The 1011-nt window shown below is 30.2% G+C and carries 2 protein-coding genes; both read left to right on the forward strand.

The annotated features are described in order from the left end of the window. Positions 1–498: hypothetical protein (locus FLACHUCJ7_RS20565; protein ID WP_180910265.1), on the forward strand; the 498-nt coding region annotated here is incomplete at its 5' end. A gap of 51 nt (positions 499–549) precedes the next feature. Next, on the forward strand, positions 550–780 hold the full coding sequence (locus tag FLACHUCJ7_RS20570) for a hypothetical protein (protein WP_078227916.1): 231 nt from the start codon (positions 550–552) through the stop codon (positions 778–780). Positions 781–1011 lie beyond the last annotated feature (231 nt).

The following is a 1011-nucleotide window of genomic DNA, read 5'->3' on the forward strand; positions in this document are numbered from 1 at the left end:
TCTCAGGATTTTGCAAAAGACACTCTTTTAGTTAATGGTACACAACCCGCCTCAATTATTAGAATCAAAAATCATAAAATATTTATAGCCCAAAATAAAGAAATGCAAAAATCATATATAAAACAAAAGGATGGTTCTTTTGTCTCTAATGGAGTTCCATATGTAGAAATCTATATAGATAAAAAAGCACATACTATTGGTAGTACAACAGAATATGTTGATATCATGTTTGATAAATTAAATACTGGTCCTGGTAGCAGTAATGAAATAATTGCATTAGATAATACCCGAATATTAATTCACTATAGAAAAATAGAAAAAGAAAAAAAGGAACAAATGGTTGTATTTTATCCACTTGCAGATAGATTTTTAAATTTCAGTTTTGTTTTTTATTATACAGATGATGATAATAGATCTAGTAAGGAAAATGCAGTTTATTCTATTATCAAAGATGGTATTTTGGTTTTAGAAGATTATTTTTTATATCGTAAAATTTAAACCCACACAGTGGATTTTTTTTATGTAGAAAAAATTTATATTTTTGCCACTATGACACGCAATGAAAGACTTACCGAAAGAAACAACCAAGTGAGAAAGCTTTTTTATGATCTACAGGTAAAAAATCCGAAGTGGCGTATTGATGCTATCATTGAAGAAGTTGCCGACAGGTTCTTTTTATCTAACAGAACTATTGAGGCTATCATTAAATTCGAAGGCGTCTACAATGATAATGCTAAGGCAGCAGAATCTGTACAGCCAACATTATTTCAATTTTTATAAAGTATAATAAATTTTTATTTGCATAGTCAGACTTACGGGTAGGGCAAAGCAGGCGTTTAGTAGCAATACTAAACGCCTGTTTGATTTATAACAATTAGGTTTCCTTTTTTATAAAAACAATACCCTTTTATTTATTGCAAATTCCGGTTATATTGATCACCCCATTCCGTTTTAAAGTGAGCACCTGATTCCAGTTCAAAATGACCACCTAATTCCGGTGCAAAGTGAGCA

It is taken from the genome of Flavobacterium salmonis, assembly GCF_903819435.1.
GTDB lineage: Bacteria > Bacteroidota > Bacteroidia > Flavobacteriales > Flavobacteriaceae > Flavobacterium > Flavobacterium chungangense.

What these genes read in the sequence shown, in the direction of transcription:
- FLACHUCJ7_RS20570 (WP_078227916.1), top strand. Translation starts at nt 550, where the DNA reads ATGACACGCAATGAAAGACTTACCGAAAGAAACAACCAAGTGAGAAAG.